At 57.2% G+C, this 18,726-nt stretch carries 15 protein-coding genes; 10 read left to right on the top strand and 5 right to left on the bottom strand.

What is annotated here, in order from left to right; all coding sequences use genetic code 11:
* Window positions 1-38 precede the first annotated feature (38 nt).
* Window positions 39-1,958, top strand: coding sequence for a CocE/NonD family hydrolase (locus H7F20_RS04120; protein ID WP_185784851.1), 1,920 nt, complete (start codon window positions 39-41; stop codon window positions 1,956-1,958).
* Between the two features lie 70 nt (window positions 1,959-2,028).
* Here the strand turns inward: H7F20_RS04120 and H7F20_RS04115 are convergent, their stop codons facing one another.
* Window positions 2,029-2,688: an aspartate kinase gene (locus H7F20_RS04115; protein WP_185784850.1), complete on the bottom strand. Its 660-nt coding sequence runs from the start codon at window positions 2,686-2,688 to the stop codon at window positions 2,029-2,031.
* A gap of 52 nt (window positions 2,689-2,740) precedes the next feature.
* Window positions 2,741-3,109 carry a YraN family protein gene (locus H7F20_RS04110; protein WP_185784849.1) on the bottom strand — a complete coding sequence of 123 codons (369 nt, stop codon included), beginning with the start codon at window positions 3,107-3,109 and terminating at the stop codon, window positions 2,741-2,743.
* A gap of 191 nt (window positions 3,110-3,300) precedes the next feature.
* Here H7F20_RS04110 and H7F20_RS04105 point away from each other — a divergent pair, with 191 nt between their 5' ends.
* The 6 genes from H7F20_RS04105 (at window position 3,301) to H7F20_RS04080 (ending at window position 10,555) form a co-directional block, all read left to right on the top strand.
* Window positions 3,301-4,809 (top strand): DUF1800 family protein, encoded by a 1,509-nt coding sequence (locus tag H7F20_RS04105; RefSeq protein WP_185784848.1) that lies wholly within the window; start codon window positions 3,301-3,303, stop codon window positions 4,807-4,809.
* 11 nt (window positions 4,810-4,820) lie between these two features.
* Complete coding sequence (locus H7F20_RS04100; RefSeq protein ID WP_255443982.1) at window positions 4,821-6,524, top strand: DUF1501 domain-containing protein; 1,704 nt, start codon at window positions 4,821-4,823, stop codon at window positions 6,522-6,524.
* A 143-nt stretch (window positions 6,525-6,667) separates the two neighbouring features.
* Window positions 6,668-8,743 (top strand): methionine--tRNA ligase, encoded by a 2,076-nt coding sequence (metG, locus tag H7F20_RS04095; protein WP_185784847.1) that lies wholly within the window; start codon window positions 6,668-6,670, stop codon window positions 8,741-8,743.
* A 4-nt stretch (window positions 8,744-8,747) separates the two neighbouring features.
* Window positions 8,748-9,650: a histone deacetylase gene (locus H7F20_RS04090; protein ID WP_185784846.1), complete on the top strand. Its 903-nt coding sequence runs from the start codon at window positions 8,748-8,750 to the stop codon at window positions 9,648-9,650.
* 54 nt (window positions 9,651-9,704) lie between these two features.
* The gene (locus H7F20_RS04085) at window positions 9,705-10,223 is read left to right on the top strand and encodes a ferritin (RefSeq protein ID WP_185784845.1); all 519 of its coding nucleotides are present in this window, start codon (window positions 9,705-9,707) and stop codon (window positions 10,221-10,223) included.
* An 89-nt stretch (window positions 10,224-10,312) separates the two neighbouring features.
* Entirely contained in the window at window positions 10,313-10,555 is a 243-nt protein-coding gene (locus H7F20_RS04080) for a hypothetical protein (RefSeq protein WP_255443981.1), read from the top strand.
* A 3-nt stretch (window positions 10,556-10,558) separates the two neighbouring features.
* On the opposite strand, the gene H7F20_RS04075 is transcribed toward H7F20_RS04080, so the two are convergent.
* Together H7F20_RS04075 and H7F20_RS04070 are read right to left on the bottom strand one after the other, a co-directional pair.
* Entirely contained in the window at window positions 10,559-10,987 is a 429-nt protein-coding gene (locus H7F20_RS04075) for a hypothetical protein (protein ID WP_185784844.1), read from the bottom strand.
* Window positions 10,988-11,103: 116 nt separating this feature from the next.
* Window positions 11,104-11,436: a single-stranded DNA-binding protein gene (locus H7F20_RS04070; protein WP_185784843.1), complete on the bottom strand. Its 333-nt coding sequence runs from the start codon at window positions 11,434-11,436 to the stop codon at window positions 11,104-11,106.
* A 227-nt stretch (window positions 11,437-11,663) separates the two neighbouring features.
* On the opposite strand from H7F20_RS04070, the gene H7F20_RS04065 reads away from it, so the two are divergent.
* From H7F20_RS04065 to H7F20_RS04055, 3 genes are all read left to right on the top strand, one after another.
* On the top strand, window positions 11,664-13,214 hold the full coding sequence (locus H7F20_RS04065; protein ID WP_185784842.1) for a M20/M25/M40 family metallo-hydrolase: 1,551 nt from the start codon (window positions 11,664-11,666) through the stop codon (window positions 13,212-13,214).
* 12 nt (window positions 13,215-13,226) lie between these two features.
* Window positions 13,227-14,516 carry a serine hydrolase gene (locus H7F20_RS04060; protein WP_185784841.1) on the top strand — a complete coding sequence of 430 codons (1,290 nt, stop codon included), beginning with the start codon at window positions 13,227-13,229 and terminating at the stop codon, window positions 14,514-14,516.
* A gap of 68 nt (window positions 14,517-14,584) precedes the next feature.
* Window positions 14,585-17,722 carry a glycosyl hydrolase gene (locus H7F20_RS04055; protein ID WP_185784840.1) on the top strand — a complete coding sequence of 1,046 codons (3,138 nt, stop codon included), beginning with the start codon at window positions 14,585-14,587 and terminating at the stop codon, window positions 17,720-17,722.
* Between the two features lie 525 nt (window positions 17,723-18,247).
* Here the strand turns inward: H7F20_RS04055 and H7F20_RS04050 are convergent.
* Window positions 18,248-18,718, bottom strand: coding sequence for a CBS domain-containing protein (locus tag H7F20_RS04050; protein ID WP_185784839.1), 471 nt, complete (start codon window positions 18,716-18,718; stop codon window positions 18,248-18,250).
* Window positions 18,719-18,726 lie beyond the last annotated feature (8 nt).

Raw genomic sequence — 18,726 nt, 5'->3', positions numbered from 1 at the left:
AATTGGCTATCTTTAGGATCGCACTTAAAAACCACCTCATGAAAAGATTCCTACCCCCGCTGGCAGCCCTGTTGCTGTCGGTTGGCGCGTTCTGTGCCGAGCCCATCGACTCCCTCTACATGCGTCAGCACTACGACCTCGCCGAATACCATATCCCCATGCGGGACGGGGCCGAATTATTCACCGTGGTTTATACCCCGAAAGACAAAAGCCGCACCTATCCCATCCTGCTCAACCGCACCTGTTACAATGCGTCGGGCTATACGGATTACCAGGTCAACCGCTACCCATCGGATTACCTGATCCGCGACGGGTATATCCTGGCGTACCAGGATGTGCGCGGGCGGTATATGAGCGATGGGACCTTCGACAACATGACGCCGAACATCCCCGGCAACGACCCGGGAGACCCTTCGGCCATCGATGAGAGTTCGGATACGTATGATACCATTGAATGGCTCATCAACCACATCGACAACAACAACGGGCGCGTGGGGATGTACGGGGTCTCCTATCCCGGGTTCTATACGGCTGCCGCCATGCCGGACGCCCACCCTGCCCTGAAGGCCTCCTCCCCCCAGGCACCCATTTCGGATTTCTTCTTCGACGACTTCCACCACCAGGGGGCCTACCTACAAAGCTATACGGCCGCCTTCGCCGTCTTCGGATACCAGAAACCGGATCGTACGCGGGAGCCCTGGTACCGGGACAAAAACAAGCGGTTCTACGAGGATCCGGCAAGCGACGGCTATGACTTCCACCTGCGCCTGGGGCCACTGAAGAATGTCACCGAGAAATACCACAAGGACAATTTCTTCTGGAACCAGATCGTGGAGCACCCCAACTACGATGAATTCTGGCAAAAACGCAATATTCTGCCCCACCTGAAAGGGATTGACCATGCCGTGATGACGGTGGGCGGTTGGTTCGATGCAGAAGACCTCTATGGTCCGCTGAACATCTACAAAACCGTAGAGGCCAACAACCCGGAAGCGAAAAATATGATCGTGATGGGGCCCTGGGACCATGGTGGCTGGACGCGCGAACGCGGGCAGACCACCCACAACAACATCTATTTCGGGGACAGCATTTCCACCCACTACCAGCGGGAGATCGAAAGGGAATTCTTCAACTATTACCTCAAGGACGAAGGGCAGATGACGCTTCCCGAGGCCTACATGTTCGATACGGGGACCAACGAGTGGCAGCGGTTCGCGCAATGGCCACCGGAGGAAGTGGAACCCCTCTCCCTGTATTTCGGGGAAAACGGTTCGCTCTCGCTGGGGAAACCCACCGATCCAAATGCGGTATTTGCCTATACGAGCGACCCTGCCAAGCCGGTACCCTATACCTCCCAGACCGAGGGCCTTACCTTTACGCCTCGCCGGTTCATGAGCGACGACCAGCGGTTTGCCTCCCGGCGCCCCGACGTGCTGACCTTTGAAACCGACCCCCTGGAGGATCCCCGTACGATTGCAGGGGAAATCCTGGCCAAACTCAATGTATCCATGACGGGCAGCGATGCGGATTTTATCGTCAAGCTGATCGACGTCTACCCACAGGACCACCCGGATTACGAACACAACCCGGACAATATCGTGATGGGCGGCTACCAGCAGCTGGTGCGTTCGGAGGTCTTCCGGGGCAGGTTCCGGAATAGTTTTGAAAACCCGGAGCCCTTTGTGCCCGGGGAAGTTTCAGAGGTAACCTTCCGGTTGCAGGATGTGCTGCATACCTTCAAAAAGGGGCATCGGATCATGATACAGATCCACAGCACCTGGTTTCCCTATATCGACCGGAACCCGCAAAAGTATGTGGAGAATATCTACAAGGCGGAGGAAGGCGATTTTATCAAATCCACTATCAGCGTGCACGGGAATTCGGTGATCGAAGCCGGGGGCCGGGTAGGCGAGCCCGGGCCCGTGGAGGTGCGGTTGGAATCCTTTATCCGCGACTGACGGGCAGCCTTCCGAAGTTGCCGGAAACCATATAGTTGGACCTCCCCGAAAAGGTGGGTGCCGCTGGGCCTCAGAGGGACTTCAGGTCCTTGATGACGGTGAAGGCGTTGTCTACCTGTTCTTCATCGACCAGGATGGTAAACTCATTGGTGGTCGAAATCACTTCGTACAGTACGATGCCTTCCCAGGCCAATCGCTGGAAGATGAAATAATAGATTCCCGGGACCGATACATTCTCCGCGGGCAGTTTTACGGTAATGGATGCCAGGTTTTCGGCCTTCTGGGTCAGGCGTTCCGCGCTGAACACGTCCTCAACCACCGCATCCAGGCTGTTGCTGACCACGATGTTGAGTTCGTTGACGCCCCGGGAGGAAGTGTAGAACACATCCTTATTCCGGTTGACCGCTTCGAGCAAGCGGCCCTGGTTGCTGAGGATGGTTTCCGACACCAGGAAGGTAAAATCCGTCAGGGACGAGCGGACCGTGATCTCCCCGATATTCTTGAGCACCTTTACGATGCGGTGGGTGGCCCGGAATTCCAGGTCGTCCGAAAGTCGCTTGAGGGCCATGACGATGGCGCCGTTGCGCACTTCCTTCCCGAGCTGGGCCTCAATTTCAGGCCGCACCTGCCGGGAGAGGGAGGTCAGGTTGATGATGCCCTGAGCCAGGGCGGTTTGCAGAAAGGGCTTCTTTTTAATGTAGTGTTCAACTACGGAGGAAATCGTTTTCATGGTCGGGTTGATTGATGAAATCAAAAATAACAAATTGTTATAAAACAAACAACTAGGGGAAGAAGTAAAATGCATCCCGAAGGTGGGTCAACCGGTACCGGCCGTTGTGCCGCACTATTTGGATCACGTCAAATCGCACTTCCAGGTCTGAACCGATGCTTCGCACATAGTGGTCGGCCGCCCGGGTCAACCGCCGGATCTTCGCCCTGGAGATGCTGTCCGAAAGCGCCTCGTAAAATGCCCCGGTCCGCGTTTTCACTTCGATGACCACCAGGGTACTCCCCTCAACGGCGATAATATCGATTTCCGCCCGTCGGTACCGGTAGTTCCTGCAACGTATCCGGAACCCCGATTTCCTCAGATACGCCACCGCATATTCCTCCCCCTCCAAACCGATATCAACAGTTGTTTCAACAGGCATCCCTTGGGCAAATTGTGAATAATTCCTGCATTTCATCGAAAAATCGGGTCGCTTACCGCAATTTTCCAGCAAACCCCTTACTTTCAAAAAGCATTACAACGAAAATATATTTTATGTCATACTAAGCGGTTTGTAAGCGCGTTAAGAATTAGCCCCTAAACACATGAACGTTCTTAAAGCCTGCAACTACTATGGAATACTTCGTGAATTGCAATACGGCACCACTAACGCCGTATGCAACCCCCCTGGATAAAACCCGGGCGGAACACCTGTTTAGGCGGGCCGGATTCAGCGCCTCGGTTCAGAGCGTGGACCAGGCTGTGGGTCAATCTGCAGGTGCCCTGGTGGACAACCTTATCAATGGGGCCCTTTCCCTGCCTCCCCTGCCTGCCCCGGCCTGGCAGGACTGGAACCGACTCAATTACCCTGCCGACGACGATGCCGCACGCCAATTAGCACGCAGCCAGGTCGCAAGCTGGAGGCTGGACTACACGCAATCGCTCCTGGACAACAACCTTCGGGACCGGATGAGCTTTTTCTGGAGCAACCACTTCGTGACGGAGCTGGAAATCTACAACAGTCCGTCCTACCTTTACTATTATACAGACTGCCTGCAGCGGAACGCCCTGGGGAACTTCAAAACCTTTGTCAGCGAGATCGGCCTGACCTATGCGATGCTCTATTACCTGGACGGCGCATACAACAACGGGGACAACCCCAACGAAAACTATGCCCGGGAATTATACGAACTCTTTACCCTGGGAGAAGGGAACGGCTATACCGAGCAGGATATCATCGAAACCGCCCGGGCGCTCAGCGGCTACACCGAGCGGGGGGAAGAGCAGTGGGACCCGGTGACCTTTGATATTTCCACCTTCGACCCCGGCTCAAAAACAATCCTGGGGCAAACCGGCACCTGGGGGTATTACGATGTGATCGACATCCTTTTCGACCAGCGGGCCAATGAAATTGCCGAGTTTATCTGCCGGAAACTTTATGAATACCTGGTGCACCCCGATTCAGACGATGCCACCGGGAATGCCCAGGCCATTATTTCGGGGATGGCGAGTACCTTTGTCTCCAATAACTTTGAGCTTGCCCCGGTGGTCTCCCAGCTGCTGAAAAGCCAGCATTTCTTTGACGACAATGCGATAGGGGTTATCATCAAGAGCCCTTTTGATTACTACCTCAATTTTATCAACGAAACGGGTTTTGCCTACGACGACACCAACCTGTCGTTTGCCATCGAATCCAGCAGGCTGATCGGGCAGGAGCTCTTTGAGCCCGTGGATGTTGCCGGCTGGCAGCGGGACCGCCAGTGGATCAACACGAATTTTATCATCGGCCGCTGGCTCACGATTGAAGTCATGATCCAGGGTTTTTACCAGAACAATGCGGAACAATTCCGGACCCTGGCCATGGATGCCGTCGGCCCCGCCGACAGCAATACGAGCAACCCGGAAACGGTGGTGCGCGCCCTGGTGGACAAATTGCTGCCCAAGGGGTTGCTGACGGACCAGGATTTCGAAAATGCCATGGACGTTTTCAAGATCGAGGATGTTCCTGAAAATTATTACGGATCCGATTACATCCCCGGGGGACTTGGCCTCTGGATGCTTGCCGTGAGCCCGGAGGTCCCCCAACAGGTGTTCCTGCTCCTGATGTACCTCTCGCGCCAACCCGAATTCCAACTCAAATAATCCCTACGACTATGTGCAACAACCATATACCGCTCCCGAAAGACAAAGCGAGTGCCCACGACAAGGAGCACATCGTCTGGAGTCGCCGCTCCTTCCTACAGGCATTAGGCATTGCCGGGTCAGGGTCCATGATGTTGGGCAGCAACCTGCTCACCGCATCGGCCCCATCCCCACTGACCGCGGCAATCGCCAATGCCCCAGGCGACGGTATCCTCATCCTCATCCGCCTTTCCGGGGGGAATGACGGCCTGAGCACGGTCATCCCGATCGAACAATACGACACCTACGCCAATGCGCGCCCCAATATCTACATCCCCGAAAGCAAGGTCCTGAAACTGACCGATGAATTCGGGGTCCCCTCTTACATGCAGGCCCTGGAGGCCATGTGGGGGGAAGGCGCCTTCAAAGCCGTCCACGGGGTGGGCTACCAGAACCAGAGCCTCTCCCATTTCACCGGTTCGGATATCTACGCCAACACGGACCTGACCACCACCGGGTTTTCCGGTTTGGATACGGGCTGGATGGGACGATATTTTGAAAACATCTACCCGGATTACCTGATCAACCCCCCGGCTGCTCCGGCCGCCATCCAGATCGGGCAGTACGGCAACCTGGTATTCCAGGGAGAAGAAACCAATTACGCCTTTGTCGCCTCCAACATCAACCAGCTGGAGGAAATTGCAGAGTCCGGCGTACAGTACAGCCTGGATCCGGCCCTCTTTGACAATTGTATGTACGGGGACCAGCTCCGTTTCCTGCGCGGGGTGGCGAATACCACTTATGAATATTCCGGACTGATCCACGAAGCCTATATGCGCGGACAGAACCAGGTGGAATACCAGGACAACGGTTTTGCCCGTCAACTGGCCCTGCTGGCCCGCCTGATCAAGGGGAACCTGGGCACCCGCGTGTACATGATCTCCATGGGGGGCTTTGACACCCACGGGAACCAGCCGCTGATCCACGAGCGCCTGATGACCAACCTCTCGGTGGCCGTCAGGGATTTCTACGACGACCTCACCTTCACCGAACAGGACGACAAGGTGCTCAGCATGACCTTCTCGGAATTCGGCCGACGGATCTACGAAAACGGTTCCAACGGGACGGACCACGGCAAGGCAGCACCCACGCTGTTTTTCGGGGCCGGGCTCAACGGAAGCGCCTTTGTGGGCGACCACCCATCCCTGGAGGACCCCAACAGCCGCGGCAACCTGGAATATACCATGGACTTTCGCGACCTGTACGCCACCGTACTGGCGGAATGGTTGTGCGTGGACATCCCCCTGGTGGAACAGCACCTGCTGGGACATGCCTACAACCCGGTGAACCTCGGCTTCAATTGTTCGGGCGCTGATTTCCCCGACATTGCCTACAGCGATGACCCGCCAACGCCCCCGACGCCCGGGGATCCCATGGACCCTAACGGGGAAAACCCCTCGGATGACATGATCGATGCCATTGTGCACCGCCCGTACTACCCGACGGAATCCAACCCATTTATCCATGTGGAGATGCCCTTCAGCGGCCTGATCGATATCTCCCTTTATAACATCCTGGGGCAGAAAATTGCCACGCTCTTCAACGAAATGGTGTTTGAAGGCAGCCTGGATATCGACGTACGCAACCGGGTTCCCCGACACCTGGCAACCGGGAAATACATCTACCGGATTGGCGTCCAGGACCGTTTCCTGGCCAAGTCGATCATGGTTTCCTGATCCCTGCCACCACATAAGTAATGCCCTCGGACACTGGACGCCCCGGATATTCATATCTGTCCAGTGTCACGGGGGCTTTTCTTTACAGGGCGTTTGCCGGCACGGGTTAAATTTGGTTATTTTTGTGCCCTAACCGCTAGCCTATGTCTGCAGCCGACGGCACTTTTGCAAGGACCACCATTACCGCAGCCCTCCCCTACACCAACGGCCCCATCCATATCGGCCACCTGGCGGGGGTCTACGTGCCAGCGGACATCTACAGCCGCTACCTCCGCCTGAGGGGGCGGGAGGTGCTCTTTGTCTGTGGCAGCGACGAACACGGGGTGGCCATCCCCATGAAAGCCGCCAAAGAAGGCATTACCCCCAAAGCGCTCATCGACAAATACGACGGGGTCATCCGCGAATCCTTTGAGGCTTTCGGGATAGCCTTTGACAATTACTCCCGGACCTCCGCGCCCATCCACCACCAGACAGCCTCCGAATTCTTTACCCGCCTGTACGAACAGGGCGATTTTCAGGAGCAGGTCACGGACCAGTTATACGATCCGGAAGCCGGGCAATTCCTGGCCGATCGCTTTGTGGTGGGGACCTGCCCGAAATGCGGCCACAAGGAGGCATACGGCGACCAGTGCGAAAACTGCGGCTCCTCCCTCAACGCCACGGACCTGATCCACCCCCGGTCGGCCATCAGCGGCGCCGAACCAGTGCTGAAACAGACCCGGCATTGGTTCCTGCCCCTGGACCGGTACGAGGACTTTCTCAGGGAGTGGATCCTGGAAGGCCACAAACAGGATTGGAAGCCCAATGTATACGGGCAATGCAAGTCCTGGATCGACGAAGGGCTGAAACCCCGTGCGGTTACCCGGGATCTGGAATGGGGCATCCCGGTACCGCTCAAGGGAGCCGAAGGGAAGGTGCTCTACGTTTGGTTCGACGCCCCCATCGGGTACATTTCCTCCACAAAGGAATGGGCCGAACGGGAAGGAACGGACTGGGAGGTTTGGTGGAAGGACCCGGGAACGCGCCTGCTCCACTTCATCGGCAAGGACAATATCGTATTCCACTGCATTATCTTCCCGTCCATGCTCCGGGCACACGGGGATTATGTGCTGCCCGACAACGTGCCGGCCAATGAATTCCTGAACCTGGAGGGGCAAAAGCTGTCCACCTCCAAAAACTGGGCGGTCTGGCTGCACGAGTACCTCATCGATTTCCCGGATATGCAGGATGTCCTGCGCTATGCACTGACTGCCAATGCACCGGAAACCAAGGACAACGACTTTACCTGGAAGGATTTCCAGGCCCGCAACAACAGCGAGCTGGTGGCGATTTTCGGGAATTTTATCAACAGGGTGGTAGTCCTGACTGACAAATACGTGGATGGGGCGGTCCCTAAGCATGGGCAGCTGACCGCCAACGATACGGAAACCCTGGCGGCCATGCGGGCTTTCCCCGAAAAAATTGCCGATAGCCTGGAACGCTTCCGCTTCCGGGAAGGCTCCCAGGAATTGCTCAACCTCGCCCGCCTGGGGAACAAATACCTGGCCGACGAGGAGCCGTGGAAGGTCGTCAAGGACGACCCGGACCGCGCCGCAACCATCCTCTACGTAGGGCTGCAGGTGGCTGCCGCCCTGGCCGTGCTTTGCCGGCCCTTTCTGCCATTTACCGCCGACAAGCTCGCCGGTATCCTGAACCTGAAGGGGCTCGCGCAACCTCTGGGATGGGAATCCCTCCCGGACCGGGACGGGCTGCTCCCCTCGGGGCACCGGATTGGCCAGTCCGAACTCCTGTTCCGCAAAATTGAAGACGCCGAAATCGAGGCCCAATTGGAAAAACTCGAGGCAACCAAAAAGAAAAACGAAATGGAGAACACCCCAGTCACCCCCCAAAAGGAAACCATCCAGTACGACGATTTCGTAAAACTCGACATGCGGGTAGGTACCATCCTGGAAGCCGAAAAGATGCCAAAAGCAGATAAGCTGATCGTCATGAAAGTGGATACGGGCATCGATAAGCGGACGATTGTGTCCGGCATTGCCCAGCACTTTACCCCCGAAGAACTCATTGGCAAGCAGGTTACTGTACTGGTCAACCTGGCCCCCAGGCCCCTTCGCGGCGTGGAAAGCCAGGGGATGATCCTGCTCGCGGAGGACGCGGACGGAAAACTGGTATTCCTGAAACCCGAGGAAGCCATGGGGAATGGTTCGGTGATCAGCTAGCCCTGTGCTCCGGATCGCCTTTCACCCCATCTATGCACATCCCCTGCCGGAAGGCCACCGGTTCCCGATGCAGAAATACGATCTCCTGCCCCAGCAATTGCTGCATGAGGGTACGGCAGAACCCGGGGATTTCTTCGAACCCGGACTGCCGGGTGATCGGGAAATCCTCCGGGCACACGACGCCGGTTATTTTGCGGACCTGCGGGCAGGCCGGATCCCTGACCGGGAAATGCGGAAGGTGGGATTTCCATGGAGCGAGGCCCTGGTCCGGCGGGAGCGCACCATTGCACAGGGGACCATCACCTGTTGCCATTTTGCCCTGGAAAACGGGGTTTCCATGAATATTGCCGGGGGGACCCACCACGCGTACCGGGACCGGGGGGAAGCCTTCTGCATGCTCAACGACCAGGCGATCGGGGCACTGCACCTGCTGGAGAATGGCCTGGCAAAAAAAATCCTGATCCTGGACCTCGATGTCCACCAGGGCAACGGTACGGCGGCGATTTTCCGCGATGACCCGCGGGTATTTACCTATTCGGTGCACGGACAGGCCAATTACCCGTTCCGAAAGGAGGAATCGGACTGGGATGTCCCCCTCCCAAAAGGGACCGGGGACCAGCAATACCTCAACACCCTCGAAAAACACCTGGAACAATTACACGACCTGGTGCAGCCGGATTTTGTATTTTTCCTCTGCGGGGTCGATGTCCTGGCAACGGATAAGCTGGGGACACTGGCATTGACCCCGGAAGGATGCCGCCAGCGGGACCTGATGGTTTTCCAGTGGTGCAAAAAACACGGCCTGCCGGTGCAGTGCAGCATGGGGGGTGGCTATTCCCCCAGCATCCGGACCATCGTGGATGCCCATGCCCAGACTTTCCGGGTGGCCCGGAGCCTATATAGCTAGATACGGCATGGATGACAGGTTTCCAATTCGTACCTTTATAAAAACCTTAGAAAGATGCTTAAAAAGAGAGTAGAAGACGCACTGAACGGGCAGATCCGCGTCGAAGCCGATTCCTCACAGATCTATTTGTCCATGGCTTCCTGGGCGGAAGTCAAGGGACTGGAGGGTATCTCCCAGTTCCTGTACAAACATTCGGATGAAGAAAGGATGCACATGCTCAAACTGGTCCGGTATATCAACGAGCGCGGCGGCCATGCCATTGTTTCCGAACTGAGTGCACCCAAAAAGGACTTCGGCTCCTTCCAGAACCTGTTCAAGGAATTGTTCGAACACGAAATCCATGTATCGGACTGCATCAACGAACTGGTCCACGTCACCCTGGAGGAAAAGGACTATGCCACCCATAATTTCCTGCAGTGGTACGTCGCGGAGCAAATCGAAGAGGAAGCCCTCGCCAGGACCATCCTGGACAAGATCAACCTGATTGGCAACGATAAAGGCGGCCTGTATCTGTTTGACCGGGATATCCGCCAGATCAGTGCGGATAGCGCGGCACAAGATGAATCCATTTAGATTCACCGGGGCCATTCCCTTTAAAATTCCGGGGATATTCCCAATTAAATTTTCTTGTTTTTATTTAGAATAATTAAAAATTATTACCTTTGGAAGGTTCTCTGTATACCTCCATGGGCAAGAAAAAGAAGAAAAAAAAGGCGGCTGAACTCCGGGAACTGAGGCAGGACCGACTCAGGGAAATCTGCAGGTCGGGTTGTTCGCCGGCAGGCTGCAAATCCAAATGCTGCAAGAAATTCAAAAAAGGGGAGCACAAACGCTGTAGCAAATGCCCATGTACCGACCTGTTGAAGCTTCTCAAGTCGGATTCCGGGTTCCAGCAAGTGGCCTGAGGGTTATTCCGGGCCCGAGGCGATCAGCCCCCCACCCGATTTAGGCGATCCGAACATCCACGAATTCCCTTCGGAATCCGATCCCATCTGCACGTAATACGACGCCTGGAGGAAGTAGTAATCCCCGTGTCCACACTCCGCACTACAAAGCATCTGATGGCTGGCGTAGTAATCCCGTTTGGCCTGAATGTAGGTCTTGTATGCCGGCAGGTTTTGTGCGTACAACTGCCGTTCGAAGGCCCGTTGATCCTTCCAGAAATCGAGCTCTTCCGCGGTCCCCTGCACATGCATTCGCTGCTCGTAAAGCGCATCGGTCTTCGCCTGGCGGACGAAAAAATCCAGATTTGCCGGTTGTTGCACCGCCGGCTGGGCCCATGCCCCGGAACACGCCAGCAGGGAAGCAAAGGACCAAAAAATGCGGTTGAACAACATGACGAAGCGGCTTTACAGATCAGACGATCATACTCCCAAAAAGTTACCGATTCGTTCAGACAATTCACAAAAAAAGAGGCAATAAGCCCCTTTTATCGTTTAATTGCGATCAAAACCTACTTTCCCAGCAAAAGCAACTCGGAACAACGGACTTCCGTAACGTATTTCCGTTGGCCTTCGTCCGTATCGTAGTGCCGGTGGATGAGCTTCCCTTCAACCGCCACCTCCTTCCCCTTATTGAGGTAGCTCTCGGCAATATCGGCAATTTTCCCCCAGGCCACGACCTGGTGCCACTGCGTATCGGTTACCTTTTCTCCCTCGGCATTTTTATAGACCTCATTGGTGGCCAGGGAAAATCGGGCCATTTTCCCTCCGCCGTCCAGGATGGTTACTTCCGGGTCCTGCCCGAGGTTACCAATCAATTGTACTCTGTTCCTAAGCGCATTCATAGTTTCTATAGGTATTTGTTAGACATAGGCCCGGGGCATCGCGTCCCGGGTGGCAAAACTAAACAGCAAACAGGATGGCAATCGGTTGATACGCATTTGTAGTCGTTTGCATCCGCTTACAAACACTTAGTGCCCGATGTCGTTCCTTTTATTCTTATATTTCTGCCCTGCAGTAAAAGAATCAACCAGAAATACACAACCCACCACCCTTAGAGCACCCACCAGAAATGAAAAAAACCCTCCTGATTCCCGCTATTTGTCTCCTGCTTGCCGGCCCGCTGCTGGCGCAAGACCCCTCTACCGTCGTAGAACAGATCCGGAAAGAAGCCGTAGAGAATTCCCATCTTGAAACCCTGGCGCATGAATTGCTGGACGTGATCGGGCCCAGGCTCGTGGGTACCCCCCAGATGAAGAACGCCCACGATTGGGCCGTTTCCACATTTAACCAGTGGGGGATTCCCGCCGCCAACGAACAATGGGGGACCTGGCGCGGCTGGGAGCGCGGCATCTGCCATATCGACCTGGTGGAACCCCGGGTGGTCTCCCTTCATGGCCGGCAACTCGCCTGGAGTCCCTCCACTCCGGCCAAGGGGATTACGGCCGGCCTGATCACCCTGCCGGAAGTCGCCGATTCCCTGGCCTTTGCCCGGTGGCTGCCCGAGGTCAAGGGGAAATGGGTGTGCGTTTCCATGCTGGAACCCACAGGGAGGCCCGATTACAATTGGGAAGAATGGGCAACGGAAGCCTCGTTTGAAAAGATGAAGGAATCCAGCAAGGCCCAAACCGACGCCTGGCAGGCAAATCTTCGCAATACGGGTTACGATTCCCGCTCCCTCAACCTGGCCCTGGAGGCCGCAGGGGCTGCCGGGATCCTGCAATCCCGCTGGTCGGACGGTTTCGGGGCCAATAAGATCTTTAGCGCAAACACCGCCAAAATACCGGTGATCGACCTGTCACTGGAGGATTACGGCATGCTCTACCGGATGGCTGTAAACGGGGATGCCCCGCAGCTGCGGGTTGTGGCGGAATCGAAGGAACTGGGGCGCGTCCCCACATTCAACACCATCGCAACCATCCCGGGGACCGAACTCCCCGAGGAATATATCGTACTTTCCGCCCATTTCGACTCCTGGGACGGGGGTACCGGGGCCACCGACAACGGGACGGGGACCATTACCATGATGGAGGCCGCACGTATCCTGAAAAAAGTATATCCCAACCCGAGGCGAACCATCATCATCGGGCTCTGGGGCAGCGAGGAACAGGGCCTGAACGGCTCCCGCGCCTTCGTGGAGGATCATCCGGAAGTAGTTTCCGGCCTGCAGGCCCTCTTTAACCAGGACAATGGAACCGGCCGGGTGGTCCGGTTGTCCGGGCAGGGTTTCCTGCACGCCTACGAGTACCTGGGGCGCTGGATGGAGGCTGTTCCCGAGGAAATAACCGAACCCATAGAAACCACCTTCCCCGGCAACCCCGGCGGCGGGGGCTCCGATTATGCGTCCTTCGTCGCTGCGGGGGCACCTGCATTTTCGCTCAGTTCCCTGAGCTGGAGCTATTGGAATTACACCTGGCATACCAACCTGGACACCTACGACAAAATCGTGTTCGACGATGTGCGCAACAATGCCATCCTCACGGCCATCCTGGCCTATATGGCCAGCGAGGACCCGGAACGGACGTCCCGTGAAAAAGCCGTACTCTCTGTGAACCCAAGGACGGGGGAGCAACGCGAGTGGCCAACCCCACGCTCTCCGGAACGGGAGGGCGGTAAAAACTAAACCAACCCTTTTATGAAAACCAACCTGACCCTGCTGCTGCTGGTCGCTCTCCTGACGGGCTGCCGCCAACAACCTGAAACCACAACCGCTGACCTCCTGGAACCCGCCCCTGCGGAGACCCAGGGGATGTCGGAAGACCGACTGGGCCGAATCGATTCCATGTTGCGGCAGGCGGTCGCCAATGAGGAAATCCCGGGTGCCGTGGCCCTGATCGCCCGGAATGGCAAGGTGGTGATGCACACCGCCTATGGCCTGGCCGATACCCCGGCAGGGGTTGCTTTTGAAGAAGACGACATCTTCCGCATCGCCTCCCAAACCAAAGCGATTACTGCCACGGCTGTCATGATGCTCTGGGAAGAAGGCCGGTTCCAGCTGGATGACGCCATCTCAGATTACATTCCGGCATTTGCGGAAACCGGGATAATGGAGACGTTCAACGAGGCGGACAGCAGTTTCACGACCAGCGCCCTGGAAGCACCCATCACCATCCGCCACCTGCTCACCCATACCTCCGGGATCGGATACGGGATGATCGACGGTGACCCGCGTTTCCGAAAGGCTTTCGCCAAGGCCGGGATTATAGATGCCTTCACCTCGGACCCGGTGACCCTTGCCGATAATATCCCGAAACTGGCCCGGATGCCGCTCCACCACAAACCGGGGGAGGGCTGGACCTACAGCGAAGGGTTGGATGTACTGGGTTACCTGGTGGAAATCGTTTCGGGCATGCCGTATGACCAATTCCTGAAAACGCGGATTTTTGACCCGCTGGGGATGGCCGACACCTGGTTCTACCTCCCCGAAGACCGGGCAGACCGACTGGTACCTGTGCAATACTGGGAGGATGGCGCCTGGCGGCCGTTCTCGACGGAGGCCTTCGAAATCAATTATCCCATTACCGGGGCGCAGACCTATTTTGCAGGCGGGGCCGGGTTGTCGAGCACTGCGATGGATTACGCCAGATTCCTGCAGATGTACCTCAACCAGGGAGAATACAACGGGCAGCGCCTGCTGAGCCGGACAACCGTGGAAATCATGATGGCCAACCAGATCGGCGACCTCTGGGCCGGTGGCCCCAAGGATTACGGCCTGGCCTTTGGCGTCGTGAATACAGACGGTATCGCCCATGGGGGTGAAGGAGGCCCGGGCACCTTTGACTGGGGCGGGTATTTCAATACCCAGTACTTCGCAGACCCCGGGGAACAGCTCATCGGTATCCTGATGAAGCAAACCCAGGCCGCCGGAAGTGATGAAACCGGATGGAAATTCCGACAGATGGTATTTGCCGCCATTGCAGACTGAACTTTTCCGAATTCGATAGAAACAAGTAATACGCATTAATTCCGAACCAACCATATTCTGAAGCAACCATGAAAAAATTTCTAATGCTGGCCCTGGCAGCCCTTTTAGCCACCGCCGGACTGCACGCACAGCGAAATCGTCAAAAAACACCGGACCCGGTTATTCCGGATTCCCTGTATTCCGGTCTGAAATGGCGCAACATCGGGCCCTTCCGCGGGGGGCGAAGCGTCGCTGCCTGCGGGGTGGTTGACCAGCCCGGCACCTACTATATGGGCAGTACCGGAGGCGGTATCTGGAAAACTACCGACAATGGCATTACCTGGAAAAACGTCTCGGACGGGTTCCTCAAAACCGGGACGGTGGGGGACATCTCCGTTTCGGCCTCGGACCCGAACGTCGTATTGGTGGGCATGGGGGAACACGCTGCCCGGGGGGTGATGACCTCCATGGGCGACGGGGTTTACCTGTCCAAGAATGCGGGTGCCACCTGGGAACATATCGGGCTTAGTAGCAGCCGGCATATTTCGGATGTGATCATCCACCCGGCCGACAACGACACCTTCTACGTGGCAGCCCAGGGGGCCCAGTACGGCCCTGGGGGCGAACGGGGTGTTTACCGGACCACCGACGGCGGGCAGACCTGGGAACAGGTGCTTTACGTGAATGAACATACCGGGGCCGCTTCCCTGAGCATGGACCCGACCAACCCGCGCATACTCTACGCGGCCATGTGGCAGCACCGCCGGTTTCCGTGGACCATGGAATCCGGGGGAGCCGGATCGGGGCTCTACAAATCGTCCGACGGGGGAACCAGCTGGGAAAAGCTGACGGAAGGCCTGCCGGAGATGCTTGGCAAAGCGGGTATCTCTGCCTCCGGGGCAAAGCCCGGCCTGGTGTATGCCGTCCTGGAGGCCGAAGGGGAAAAGGCCGGGGTCTACCGTTCGGACGACGGCGGGAAAAGCTGGCGCCAGGTTAGCAAGGACCGGATCAACGTCACCCGTTCCTGGTACTATATGGAGATCTTCGCCGACCCCCAGGATCCCGAGCGGGTCTATGTACTGAATGCCCCTGTGACGCGGTCCATTGACGGCGGGAAGACCTTCCAGCCGCTGCCCACCCCCCACGGGGACAACCACGACCTCTGGATCAACCCGCAAAACAACAACGTCATGATCAACGCCAACGACGGGGGGGCCAATATATCGGTCAACGGCGGCCAGAGCTGGAGCACGCAGGAAAACCAGCCCACTGCCCAGTTCTACCGGGTCATCACCGACAACCAGTTCCCCTATTACGTGTACGGGGGGCAACAGGACAATTCGGCCATTGCCATCAAAAGCCGGACCGGCAACGCCGGGATCGACTGGAAGGACTGGTATTCGGTGGCGGGATGCGAAAGCGCCTACCTGGCCTTTGACCCCGATAACCCCGAAGTGGTCTACGGGGGCTGCTACCAGGGCATAATCGAGAAATGGCTGGCAGCGACCCGGGAGGCCAAGCAAATCCAGGAATACCCGGAGCTCGGACTGGGAAAACCCCCCGGGGAACAAAAATACCGGTATAACTGGAATGCGCCCATCATCAGCGACCCGTTTGACCGGGGTACCATCTACCATGCCGGGAATGTGGTGTTCCGCTCTTCCGACGGCGGGATGAGCTGGGAGGTCATCAGCCCGGACCTGACCCGGAACGACCCCGAAAAACACGGACCCGGCGGGAAGCCGTTTACCAACGAAGCCGCAGGGGGCGAAAACTACAATACGATAATGTACCTGACCGCTTCCCCGACAGAAAGGGGAACGCTCTGGGCCGGAAGTGACGATGGCCTGGTCCATATCACCCGTAACGGCGGGCAGAGTTGGGATAACATCACCCCCGAAGGCATGCAGGAAGGGATCGTCAACAGCATCGAGGTATCCCCCCATGACCCGGCAACTGCCTATGTGACGCTGATGCGCTACAAGTTCATGGACCTCAAACCCTATGTCTACAAAACCACGGACCACGGGGCCAGCTGGACCCTGATCACCCGGGGCTTTGACGACCCGAACGGCTTTGTGCGGGTGGTGCGGGAAGACCCGGTAAGACCCGGGCTGCTCTACGCGGGGACGGAAACCGGCCTCTACCTTTCCCTGAACGGGGGAGCTTCCTGGCAACCGTTCCAGCTGAACCTGCCGGTAGTGCCGGTCAACGACCTCGGCTTCCGGAACAATGACCTGATCGCCGCTACGGCCGGACGGGCATTCTGGATCCTGGATGACCTCTCCCCCCTCCAGCAGGCGTATGACCTGAAGGCCCCTGTAACCCTCATCCGGCCCAGGGAAACCGTCCTGTTTACCGGGGGATCCCAGGAGGAGCCCCGGCCCGGACTGGGCCAGAACCCCAAATCCGGGGTGATCCTGGACTATTATCTCGCTGCGGCCGCCGATTCCACCGAGCTGACCCTGGAGATCCTCGAAAACGGGGAAGTCATCCGCAAATACTCCAACCAAAAGCCCAAGGAATTCAAGAGCTGGCCCGGCGGGCCTTCGAAACCTGAGGTCCTTGGATCCAAAGCCGGGCTCAACCGGTTTGTCTGGGATTTTCACCGGGAATCCCTGCCCGCCGTGGACGGGGTTTTCGTATTGGGGGACTACTCCGGGTCCCGGGTAGCCCCGGGCAATTATTCGGCTCGAATCCGGCTGGGTTCTGAGGAGCAGACCCAACCCATCCGCGTGCTGCCACGGCCGGATCTGGAAACCTCCCCAGAGGCTTACCGGGAACAGCAAGCCGCCCTGGCCCAAATCGAAGGCGCCATCCGCGATATGCACGAGGCAGTTAACCGGCTCCGGTCGGTGAAGGGCCAGCTGGAATCGTACGCGAAGCTCCTGTCCGACCGGGAGGAAGCGGAACCGCTCCTGAAAATGGGGGACTCCCTGCTCCAGCGAATTACGGACTGGGAGGAGGCGCTCATCCAGCCACAGCAGAAGACCTTCCAGGATGTGATCAACTACCGGAACCAGCTCAACGCAGAACTCATGTACCTGAAGGACTATGTGGGCGGGCCGGTGCCGGAACTCACGGCCGGGGCCCGGCAGCGCCTCCGTGACCTGATGGCCCAGTGGAATACACTGGCCAGGGAACGGGATGCCATTGCAGATGAAGGCATGGCCGCCTACAACAGGCGTTACCGGGAACTGGACCTTCCCGCCCTTATCCTGGACTGATCCCGGACTGATCCCGGTAGACGTCGCTGACCCGGGTACGGTGGTCATCGCGGCCCGGGTGCGGTTCCCGCCGATTCCCCCTGCAAGGCCCCTGCGCAACAGCGGCCTACTTTGCGGGACCCTAAAAACAGGGGTCACTAATCGTTTTGGATGAAGGGAAAATGCAGGGAATGCGGGGAAGGTTTTCGCGGCAGGACGGACAAGATATTCTGTTCCGACCCCTGCCGGAACGCCCATCACAACCGCCGGAATCGCGTGCAAAACAACCTGATGCGCCGGGTCCACCAACGGCTCAGGCGGAATTACCGGATCCTTGAGGAAAGTCTGGGGGACGTGTCGTGTCGCACTATCCCGAGCCCGGAACTAGCCGGGAACGGGTTTGATTTTTCATTCGTAACCGGTTTGGCGGGAACACGGGAAGGGCTTCCCTGCTACCAGCTGTACGACCTGTATATCGTAAGCCACCAGGGCACTTATAAAATATTCCGGGAAAACGCGCGGAAAACGCGGGAAGTGGGACCGGCGTTATTTCCAGTTCTGGGCGTTGAGCTTGAGCGCAGCCACCACGATATCCTTCCGGCTGATCTGGCCAATGAGCAACCCATCCTTCATGACAGGTAACCGCCTCCGGTTGTTTTTGTGGAATACCCCGGCCGCATCAAAGATGGACATATCGTGGGGGATGGTCTCCACCTCCTTGGTCATAAAGCGCTCCACGCTTTTGTCGAGGATCGGCTGGTTGAAATAGCGGCTTTCGGATATCTGCTTCATACAATCGGCTTCCGATACGATCCCCACAAGGAATCCGTTGTCGTCAAGGACCGGGCCTCCGGAAATCCGGTGGCGGGTGAAGGCTTCCATAACTTCAAGGATGGATTGTTCCGGCGTGAAAGTTACCAGTTTACGGGTCATATAGTCGGACACCAGAATAGGGGCATCATACGCCTTTTTCGATTCTTCCTTGGACCTGCGGCCCTGAAAACTCTTAATACCCATTTAATTGA

This window comes from Robiginitalea sp. SC105, assembly GCF_014243345.1.
Lineage (GTDB): Bacteria > Bacteroidota > Bacteroidia > Flavobacteriales > Flavobacteriaceae > Robiginitalea.
Note: the sequence above shows the minus strand (reverse complement) of the source record. Positions and strands in the feature narration are given on the sequence as shown.

Bases quoted from the DNA above. Each gene is read 5' to 3' on its own strand.
- H7F20_RS04120 (WP_185784851.1), top strand. From the start codon at position 39: ATGAAAAGATTCCTACCCCCGCTGGCAGCCCTGTTGCTGTCGGTTGGC.
- H7F20_RS04115 (WP_185784850.1), bottom strand. From the start codon at position 2,688: ATGAAAACGATTTCCTCCGTAGTTGAACACTACATTAAAAAGAAGCCC.
- H7F20_RS04110 (WP_185784849.1), bottom strand. From the start codon at position 3,109: ATGCCTGTTGAAACAACTGTTGATATCGGTTTGGAGGGGGAGGAATAT.
- H7F20_RS04105 (WP_185784848.1), top strand. From the start codon at position 3,301: ATGGAATACTTCGTGAATTGCAATACGGCACCACTAACGCCGTATGCA.
- H7F20_RS04100 (WP_255443982.1), top strand. From the start codon at position 4,821: ATGTGCAACAACCATATACCGCTCCCGAAAGACAAAGCGAGTGCCCAC.
- metG (WP_185784847.1), top strand. From the start codon at position 6,668: ATGTCTGCAGCCGACGGCACTTTTGCAAGGACCACCATTACCGCAGCC.
- H7F20_RS04085 (WP_185784845.1), top strand. From the start codon at position 9,705: ATGCTTAAAAAGAGAGTAGAAGACGCACTGAACGGGCAGATCCGCGTC.
- H7F20_RS04075 (WP_185784844.1), bottom strand. From the start codon at position 10,987: ATGTTGTTCAACCGCATTTTTTGGTCCTTTGCTTCCCTGCTGGCGTGT.
- H7F20_RS04070 (WP_185784843.1), bottom strand. From the start codon at position 11,436: ATGAATGCGCTTAGGAACAGAGTACAATTGATTGGTAACCTCGGGCAG.
- H7F20_RS04065 (WP_185784842.1), top strand. From the start codon at position 11,664: ATGAAAAAAACCCTCCTGATTCCCGCTATTTGTCTCCTGCTTGCCGGC.
- H7F20_RS04060 (WP_185784841.1), top strand. From the start codon at position 13,227: ATGAAAACCAACCTGACCCTGCTGCTGCTGGTCGCTCTCCTGACGGGC.
- H7F20_RS04055 (WP_185784840.1), top strand. From the start codon at position 14,585: ATGAAAAAATTTCTAATGCTGGCCCTGGCAGCCCTTTTAGCCACCGCC.
- H7F20_RS04050 (WP_185784839.1), bottom strand. From the start codon at position 18,718: ATGGGTATTAAGAGTTTTCAGGGCCGCAGGTCCAAGGAAGAATCGAAA.